Origin of the sequence: Mesorhizobium sp. M7A.F.Ca.ET.027.02.1.1, assembly GCF_004022985.1 — a bacterium.
In the GTDB taxonomy this organism is placed as follows: Bacteria; Pseudomonadota; Alphaproteobacteria; order Rhizobiales; family Rhizobiaceae; genus Mesorhizobium.
The window spans coordinates 1-8,183 of record NZ_RZOL01000271.1 but is presented as its reverse complement, the minus strand read 5'-3'; the positions used below and the strand labels follow the sequence as shown (position 1 = coordinate 8,183).

Annotated in this window: 5 protein-coding genes and 4 pseudogenes; 4 read left to right on the top strand and 5 right to left on the bottom strand. The window is 58.2% G+C overall.

Annotated elements, in window-relative coordinates; genetic code table 11:
* Positions 1 to 544: leucine zipper domain-containing protein (locus EN749_RS24695; RefSeq protein ID WP_128364153.1), on the bottom strand; the 544-nt coding region annotated here is incomplete at its 3' end.
* 383 nt (positions 545 to 927) lie between these two features.
* On the opposite strand from EN749_RS24695, the gene EN749_RS24690 reads away from it, so the two are divergent.
* On the top strand, positions 928 to 1,332 hold the full coding sequence (locus EN749_RS24690) for a hypothetical protein (protein ID WP_095517152.1): 405 nt from the start codon (positions 928 to 930) through the stop codon (positions 1,330 to 1,332).
* A 66-nt stretch (positions 1,333 to 1,398) separates the two neighbouring features.
* Positions 1,399 to 2,249, top strand: a pseudogene (locus EN749_RS38995) (saccharopine dehydrogenase C-terminal domain-containing protein); the annotation flags it as partial.
* A 640-nt stretch (positions 2,250 to 2,889) separates the two neighbouring features.
* Here EN749_RS38995 and EN749_RS24685 read toward each other — a convergent pair.
* Positions 2,890 to 3,981 carry a uridylate kinase gene (locus tag EN749_RS24685; protein ID WP_095517149.1) on the bottom strand — a complete coding sequence of 364 codons (1,092 nt, stop codon included), beginning with the start codon at positions 3,979 to 3,981 and terminating at the stop codon, positions 2,890 to 2,892.
* Between the two features lie 190 nt (positions 3,982 to 4,171).
* Positions 4,172 to 5,446, bottom strand: a complete 1,275-nt coding sequence (ectB, locus tag EN749_RS24680) for a diaminobutyrate--2-oxoglutarate transaminase (protein WP_095517148.1) — start codon at positions 5,444 to 5,446, stop codon at positions 4,172 to 4,174.
* Between the two features lie 320 nt (positions 5,447 to 5,766).
* Here ectB and EN749_RS24675 point away from each other — a divergent pair.
* A pseudogene (locus tag EN749_RS24675) lies at positions 5,767 to 6,033 on the top strand (transposase); the annotation flags it as partial.
* 56 nt (positions 6,034 to 6,089) lie between these two features.
* On the opposite strand, the pseudogene EN749_RS24670 reads toward EN749_RS24675, so the two are convergent.
* Positions 6,090 to 7,274: pseudogene (locus tag EN749_RS24670) on the bottom strand (IS3 family transposase).
* Between the two features lie 152 nt (positions 7,275 to 7,426).
* Between EN749_RS24670 and EN749_RS24665 the strand changes: the two are divergent.
* Positions 7,427 to 7,758, top strand: a pseudogene (locus EN749_RS24665) (transposase); the annotation flags it as partial.
* A gap of 314 nt (positions 7,759 to 8,072) precedes the next feature.
* Here EN749_RS24665 and EN749_RS24660 read toward each other — a convergent pair.
* A partial coding sequence (locus EN749_RS24660) for a LuxR C-terminal-related transcriptional regulator (protein ID WP_145990990.1) occupies positions 8,073 to 8,183 on the bottom strand: 111 nt, incomplete at its 5' end.

Genomic DNA, 8,183 nt, shown 5'->3' with positions numbered 1-8,183 from the left:
CGATGCGGGAGGCGTCGTCGATGCAGACATGGACGAACTCCCAACTGCTGCCGCGCGAGCTGGCATTGCCGGTGCGCTTGCCGGTAATGCGATGACCGATGCGCTCGAAACGACCGAGCTTCTTGATGTCGACATGGATCATCTCGCCGGGATGCTCGCGCTCGTAGCGTCGGATCGGCTCGGCCGGTTCGATATCTCTCAGTCGCGACAGTCCAGCACGCTTGAGAACGCGGCTGACGGTGGCGGGCGAGACGCCGACCTCATGGGCGATGTGCTTGCCGGTCCAACGTTGCCGCCGCAGCGCCATGATGCGCTCGGCGATCAACGCAGCGGTGGCCTGTGGCATATGGGCGGGCCGCGAGGAACGGTCGATCATGCCGGGCCGCCCTTCGGACTTGTAGCGCTCGACCCAGCGCGCCACGATCTTGGCCGACACGCCGTAGACGCGCGCCGCATGGGCTTTGGAGAAAGCGCCTTCTATCACCGACAGCGCCATCTCCTCTCGACGCAGCGGCGTGAGACGGGCATTCTTATGGATGTTCATTCGGACCCTCCGGTGAGTGCTGAAGCCTGGTAACTCCAGTCTCCTCGGTCCGGTCCGAATGGACAACCTCCCGAAAGCTCACAGCTAGCTAGCAGCCGTAAATTGTTGACTATTATTTTTTACGAAAACAATGCGCTAGAATTACGAAGGTAACAATAACTTATTGCAACTTAGTAGATCTCTTCTTGCCTATTCAAATCCGAAGGGGCATATCTTTTGTGAACAAAATGCCTGAGTGGAAGAACCATTGGGGCCCTCCTTAACGCGGACATTTCTGCGCGATCTCAGCTGCGAGAGCGAACGGGTGAGGATGCTGCGGGTCACGGCAAAGGACCGTCTTTGCCGCACGATCTGGTGACTTCTAAATAACGGGGAGATTGAAAATGTTTCTCAAAGCCGACGGAAGTGAAGTATGGCTGCAGAGCTCGGCAAGATTGCCGTATCTATCCCTTGCCGGCATTATTGAATCCTCGGAGGACTACGTCGCAATTCGACCAAGGCTGCGTCGGGTTTACAAGCAGCTTTCGGGCATAGCCTCCGACGACGCGTTCCTTGTGCAGGAAATCGAGGACAGTGGCTCCTTGGTTTTCTGCGCCCGACCCGACAAGCACTGCGCCTTGCTGCTGCTGGGAAAATTTCATCGAGGCCGGCAGAGTTGCACACCCTATGCTGTTCTCGAAAACCTCGTCGAAACGATCCGGAACAGTGCAGATGGAATCGGCGGGCAAGTCGGCGCGACCATCCGTTTCGACCTCGTGCAATCCGAGTTGGCGATGCGTGCCCGCTGAAGGAGAGGTCATTAGCCAGCAGATGCGACGGCGGCCTCGCTAGCGAGGCTTCCCGCGCATCCCCGTTTGCGTACGGCAACGCTGGACGCCGACGATCCGGAACAGTTGTGCAGTGTACTGCGGGTAAATTCGCCGTGCTCGCGCGGTGCCGCTACGTCTAACTGTCGGCATTGCCCGTGCTGCAGTTGCCGCCGGGGTGCATTACCTTGATCTGACCGAGGATGTCGGGAGTACGCGCCAGAGCAAAATGCTGGCCGCCGGTCCCACAATGCGCCCTCGCTCCGGCTTTATCTCGATCGTAGCGCATCATCTTACTGCCGGATTCGACCGTGTCGACGCGGTGCGGCTGCGCACGGGCGCTCTGCCAGAGTATCCAGCTAACGCGCTGCATTACAATCTGACCTGGAGCACCGATGGGGTGATCAACCGATTGCGAGCCTTGCGAGGCGATCGCCAATGGCCAACGTGTGGAAGTCCCAGCGCTTGAGGAGTACGAGGAGTTCTCTGTCGACGGCGCGCGGTATGAGGCTTTCAATACTTCCGGTGGTTTGGGCACGCTATGCGATGCCCTGCAGGCCCGAGTGGGGACGCTGAATTATCGCAGTATCCGCTATCCAGGTCACGCCGCCCGAATGAAGGCGCTGCTTCACGATCTTCGTCTGAGCGAGGGCGTGAACTGTTGTCATTGTCAGCGGACACAAGCAGGGCCGCCTGATCCAGGAAACCTACTTCAACAAAATTTACTATCAGGTGATCAACGGCAAGCCGACGAGCGCATCCAGGCGACCACGGCGGCTGGCATCTGCACTGTGCTCGACCTGCTGGCTAACGGCCGGCTGCCGCAGCAGGGACTGATCTGCCAGGAGCAGATTAAGTTGCCGGAATTCCTGGCCAATCGCTTCGGCGCCCTTTATGCCTCTGCATCCGCTGCGCCACGGTCGTCCGAGACTCTGAGCTGCAACGCTCTCGTCCGTCTCGTCGACCGGTCCGTCGGGAATTGGCCGGCGTCGGCAGGGTCGCCGCTATCAATCAAGCCCGGCGGGTTCGCTCTGCCGAAGCGAGGCTTCGTCGCTTCGACCAGGCCGACGCCGAAAGCTCCGGCCAGCGAGCCAAATACCTTCTCTGTCGCCGGGTTGATCACCGGCAGATGTAATTCCGTCTTTCCATCACTACTAGTCTGCAGCTGCTGCTGACGAAAGCTCATAGCTCGCGGCGTGGCACATTGCATGCTCAGCTTGAGTGACTCAATAGGTCCAGACCAGTCGATATCCGGATCGTGGGGTCGCGCCTCCACATTTTCATCACAATGGTAGCGGCGGTCGGCGTGGGCGCCCGCACTGACCGGCTAGCAGGTTCGATACTATTTGGCATGAAGGCGAACTGCGCCCGCATCACGGCTAAAGCGGCGCAAAACGGCTGCGCCACCAGCAACCAGCATCAGCGTGAACGATGGAAACATGAGGAGGCATCCAGACCCAAATGGATTACCGTGGATTTCCCGGCGTATTGTTGTGCGAATGAGCAGCAGATATAGGCTGGAGGGCTGCCCAGCCATTCTCACCGAGAGGGTGCGCCAACGGCTGCAGGATACATTCGTTCGTGGATTTGGCGTGCCAAGGCAATGGCCCGGTCATAATCGCCGACCACGTGGACGCGCAACACGGAAGAATCGAGTTCCGTCACCACGTTTTTTGAACCAATGAACACCGGGACAGTGTCCGACAGTGCGACAAGTCGAAGGGCAAAATCGATATCGCTTACAATGCATATCACTACCCCGTGGCCGTCCTCCACGCGGATCGCGTTGATGTCGTGTCGAGCAAGAAGCGCGCAAAGGTTGTCGCATTCTTCAAGGGTGGCACACGAAAACACCGGGATCTCGCGAGCTACGGTCACAGAGCGGGCGTTCCCATGGCCAGTCACGATCGTACCGGTGATGACGCCGTCGCTGGTCAGCGATTTGCAAACAATGGTGACGTTGTGCGTTTCGGCGTAATGCACCGCCCTGTGGTGCAGTACCTTCGCACCATGTCGCGACATCTGTAGCATCGCGCGATAAGAAATCTCCGGAATCAGTTGTGCTCCTGCGACCAAGTAAGGGTCTGCCGTATAGACGCCTGGAACATCCGAGTAGATTTCGCAAGTGTGCTCTCCCAACATGGACGCAATTGCGATAGCTGACAGGTCAGAGCTGTTTCTGCCGAGAAACGTTAACCGACCGGACTGATCAATTGCCTGGGCACCCGCGGCAACAACGACGTGATGCTCCTGCAGTGCTGCCAGGATTGGCGTGGGGTCCACGCTTTTGATAGACGCGCGACCGAAATCCGAATTCGTACGTATTCCAAGGGAATATCCGTTCAAAGATATGGCTGGAATACCCAGCCGGCTGATGGCAGCCTCCAAAAGGGAGGCACTGAGCATCTCTCCGGTCGCAAGTGCCCCATCGAGATTTGATGGCGATGCTTGCTTGTTGACGTCGAGCATGACCGCTTTCAAGTTGCAAGTGGTGCCTGACATCGCGCTGACCACGGCAACGATTTTGTGTTCGCCAGCCGCCAGTCGGTCGGCCAGATGCCCAGCAATTCGCCCGTAGTCCTTGGGATGCAGAAAAGAAGAGCCCCCGAATTTCAGAATCGTCGCATTCATGTTCCACCAATCACGTTGTCGGCAATCTGCAAAGCTGTTAGGTCAGAGATGCTTGATCGGCACGGCACAACATTGGGAAGGGCTCAACGGGGCGGACGGTCGACCCCGGAGCGTGATCCTGTCCATCTTCGATTCCGCTGCGGCGGATAAAGAAAATCACCCCACTGTCTATGCATACAGCCTCGACCGATTAGACGCTTGCGTGCACAGAACTGTCCAATATGTCGAGACCGCGTTGAAGCGTCTCCCCATCGATCGTCAAAGGGGGAAGAAGCTTGACAACCTGGTCCTCCGCGCCGCATCGCTCTACCACCAGCCCACCTTCAAAGGCCCTGTGCACGATTTTCTCGGCCAGTTTGCCTGTATTGCAATCGAGCCCGAGCATCATGCCCCTTCCGCGCACGGAAAGGCTAGGATCGCCGCTACTTTGAGCAATCTGCTGAAGGCGCTGGTTGAGAATTCGCCCTGTTTCCGTAACGCCGTGAGACAGCTTTTCATCCGTCCAATATTTTCGTAACGCAGAAGCCCCAGTCACAAGCGCGAGATTGTTGCCTCTGAATGTTCCATTGTGTTCGCCGGGCTGCCAAACGTCTATTTCAGGTTTGAGCAGCAAAAGGGATAGCGGCAGTCCACAGCCGCTGAGAGACTTTGACAAAACAATTATATCTGGCGATAAATCGGCAAATTCGAAACTGAAGAAACTACCTGTTCGTCCGCAACCTGCCTGAATGTCATCAACAATCAGAAGGACGCCGTTCCTTCGGCAAAGTAGCTCGAGCGACTGCAGCCAAATCTTGCTCGCAGGATTTATGCCTCCCTCGCCTTGAACTGTTTCCAGAATGATGGCAGCAGGAAGATCGACACCACTGCTTGCATCAGCAAGCACCTTGCCCAGATATTCCGAAGTGTCCTGATCGGCTCCCCAATAGCCGTCATAAGGCATGAACACTGCACCGACTAGCGTTAATCCTGCCGCACCCCGGTGGGTTCGATTACCCGTTACCGCAAGCGCGCCCAAGCTCACTCCATGAAAGCCGTTGGTGAATGAAATTACAGTTTGCCGACCCGTGGCCTTCCGTGCGAGCTTTAACGCCGCTTCCACGGCATTGGCCCCGGTAGGACCGGGAAACTGAAATTTGTATGTCATGTCACGTGGACGTAATATTGTGGCGTCAAAATACTCCATAAACTCTCTTTTTGCAGAAGTAGCCATGTCTAACCCATGAATAATTCCGCCTGACTCCAGGTATTTCTTTGCGTCATTTAGAAAATCCGAATCATTGTGACCGTAGTTGAGGACGCCCGCGCCGGAGAGAAAATCGATAAACTCTGAGCCATTCTCGTCCTCGAGAATGGCTCCCGCAGCTTTCCTGAACACAACAGGAAACGTTCGAGAATACGCTCGCACGTTCGATTCGAGGGTTTCGAAGGCAAGTAAGGAGTTTGAGGTATTCTCTTCAAGCATAGTCTTTCCTCGACCAAATGATGGCGCCATAGCATCGAAATTGGAATCAAAATGGCTTCGTAGGGTTATAGACGGCAAGCTCGACCAGTGCGCCTACCTAGAATGGTAGGATCGTCACAAACACATTGGAGAGATGTTGGATCGTCCAGCCAAGGCCGAGGCTGAAACCCAACTAGAGAGTCAACGTGAACCTGGCGACCGGCACGCACTCGGTCCAGTCCGCAGCGATATCGGTCAGAACCATCTCGGCAGAAAGCTACCAGACGAGGGGGTGCCGAAGGGTGCGGCGTCCCCAGCCCAGAACGTGCTACAAGGGCTAGTGCCACCTGCCGCTCTACGTCTTCTGCGGCCGGCATCTGCTGGCGGCAAAGCTCAGGCGTTCCAACATTCACGCCAGCAAGGGAGCGTCGAGGAGGTTGCGCGGATCGTGAGGCAAATCCGCAAGTCGTGGCCCCGAGGTCCGCGCCATCCTGCGCCGATCCCGGCTTGCCCGCGAGGCGCTGATGGCCTGGTGCGAGCAAAACCGCGTCGACTATGTCTTCGGGGTCGCCCGCAACGAGCGGCTTGTAACGAAGATCGCCCCCGCCTGGCGGAAGCCTGCCGGGGTCCAAGGCAAGTGGTCAGGTGACCTGCCACTGAACTTTCATCCAGTGACGATTAGAGCCTCGACCGTTTCTGTTACGCCGTATCGCGCGGTTTGAGCAACCGGCGGAGACGCGAAGCCTTCATTGAGCGCAGCGTGGGAGCCGGTTGCGGCTAGGGTTCCGGCGAAGGCCGCCGGGGTCTGGTAGCCGAGCGAGGAATGCGGCCTCGCGGTGTTGAAGTCCTGCCTCCATTCGGCAATGGCACTGCGGGCGTGGTCGAGGCCGAAGAACAGGCTCTCGTTCAACAGCTCGTCGCGCATTCGGCCGTTGAAGGATTCGACGTAGCCATTTTGCATCGGCTTGCCCGGCGCGATGTAGTGCCATTCGACGCGATGATCCTTCGACCAGGTGAGGATGGCGTTCGAGGTGAACTCTGTGCCGTGGTCGGAAACGATCATGTCCGGCTTGCCGCGCCAGGCGATCAGGTCAGTCAGTTCCCGAGCAACGCGCCGGCCGGAGATCGACGTGTCCGGGATCGCGGCAAGGCATTCGCGCGTCACGTCGTCGACGATGTTCAGCACCCGGAACCGCCGCCCGCAGGCGAACTGATCATGGACGAAGTCCAGCGACCAGCGCGCGTTCGGCTTCGCCTCAACCAGGATCGGCGCCCGCGTGCCGACCGCTCGTCGCCGTGCCCGGCGCTTGCGCACCGTCGGGCCCTCCTCGCGGTAGAGCCGGTAGATGCGATTGACCCCTGATGGCTCGCCCTCGCGCTGGAGCAGAATGAACAGGCGTCGATAGCCGAAGCGGCGGCGCTCGTTGGCGAGGTCGCGTAACCTTGCGCAGCTCCGTCTCCGGCGGACGCCGGGACCGATAGCGGACGATCTTGCGATCGGCACCGACGAAGGAACAGGCCCGACGCTCCGACACGCCCATGACGGCCTGCAGATGCGCGACGGCTTCGCGCTTGGCGGCGGGCCCTACCATTTTTTTGAAAGAAGCTCGCGCAGTGCCGACGCTTCGAGCATCTGGTCGGCGAGCAGTTTCTTCAGCTTCGCGTTCTCGTCTTCCAAGGCTTTCAGCCGTTTGGCATCGGAGACGTCCATCAGCCATACTTCGCCTTCCAGTTATACAGCGTCGCCTCGGAGATCCCATGCTTGCGCGCCAGGTCGCCCGCCTTTGCTCCCGCCTCATGCTCACGCAGAACCGTGATGATCTGCTTCTGTAAACCGCCTTCTCTTCATCAGTCCGTCCTTCAATCGAGGCCGGACTCTAATCTCAGATGGAGGAAATTACCCGTGGCAGGTCACAGGTCGCACGCGTCTTTGGCGACTTTCCTGTGGTTGACGAAAGAAGGGCTGTGGCTCAGGCCGAGTGCACGACGCTGGGTGCCAATCCGCGCTTTATCGTGTCGTCCTCAAGCCAGAGCGCTGGGCGGCACGGGCGCTATCCGTCTACCCGATCGCACCAGCGCCCATACCTGCGCGCCAATCGTTGCGGCTTTGGTTTGCCTCGTTTGTCTACGTTCTCATTTGCGCCTTGCGCCGCCTCGGCCTCGCCCACACCCGGCTCGCCGAGCCCACCTGCGGCACGATCGAGTTGAAGCTACTGAAAATCGGTGCGCGGGTCCGCGTCTCGGTACGGCGCATCAAGGTCGCGATGGCTTCGGCGTGTCCCTATGCCGACGAATTCGCCCTGGCACACGCCCGAATACGCGCCGCGGCCAGATGGCGCCGCAGGACCCGAACCCTTCCCGCCAACAAAAGAGGTACATTGCACAAGCTCAAATCGCCGCACACACGCGGCGATTGCGCATCGTCTTCGGGATCGGAGCACGATACCGGCTCCTGGCCAGGCCAAAACACCGCCTAGCGCCAGATGCGGTGAGAAAAACGGGCTAGCAGTCACTCCCGATCTTGTCCGACTAGTGCAGCCACGCACCGAGGGTGCAACTCAAGGTCTGGCGCCGTAAAGAATGCACAGTTCTTGCCAGCGTTAAACTCTGATTGTGAGTCTGCCTTTTATCGAAGTAAGAGATCTCCTTACAATTCTATGATTCCCATGTTGATTGCCTTTATAGCAGCGACCGTTCTGCTGCCACAATCCAGTTTCCGCATCCCATTTTTTATATGGAAATTGACAGTATTATATGA

Bases quoted from the DNA above. Each gene is read 5' to 3' on its own strand.
- EN749_RS24685 (WP_095517149.1), bottom strand. From the start codon at position 3,981: ATGAATGCGACGATTCTGAAATTCGGGGGCTCTTCTTTTCTGCATCCC.
- ectB (WP_095517148.1), bottom strand. From the start codon at position 5,446: ATGCTTGAAGAGAATACCTCAAACTCCTTACTTGCCTTCGAAACCCTC.
- EN749_RS24690 (WP_095517152.1), top strand. From the start codon at position 928: ATGTTTCTCAAAGCCGACGGAAGTGAAGTATGGCTGCAGAGCTCGGCA.